This is a genomic window from Cochleicola gelatinilyticus (assembly GCF_001637325.1).
Classification (GTDB): domain Bacteria; phylum Bacteroidota; class Bacteroidia; order Flavobacteriales; family Flavobacteriaceae; genus Cochleicola; species Cochleicola gelatinilyticus.
Window position 1 is genome coordinate 1 of sequence record NZ_LRXL01000025.1, and the last position, 248, is coordinate 248.

Below are 248 nucleotides of genomic sequence, written 5' to 3' on the forward strand. Positions count from 1 at the left end.
TCGGTCACCACCACATAGATCGTTTGGGGATTGCTCTGATTTGGATACGCCGTAGGGTTGGTAATGGCAATGCTCTGGGAAGGGTCATCGTAATAATTCACCTGATATAAGGCAGGATCCAATCCGTTTAGAAGTACGGTCTCTACTTGGGTAAGATCAAATACAGCAATCCCATCATCATTGGTATCACAAAATACAAGGGGAGCAATCAACGTGGTGATCTCTGGGCTTTCTACTACCTCTAAAAG

At 44.8% G+C, this 248-nt stretch carries 1 protein-coding gene; it reads right to left on the reverse strand.

Annotated features, from left to right (window positions below; genetic code table 11):
• Positions 1–248 (reverse strand): hypothetical protein (locus ULVI_RS15515; RefSeq protein WP_197463470.1); only part of this gene is annotated, 248 nt, incomplete at both ends.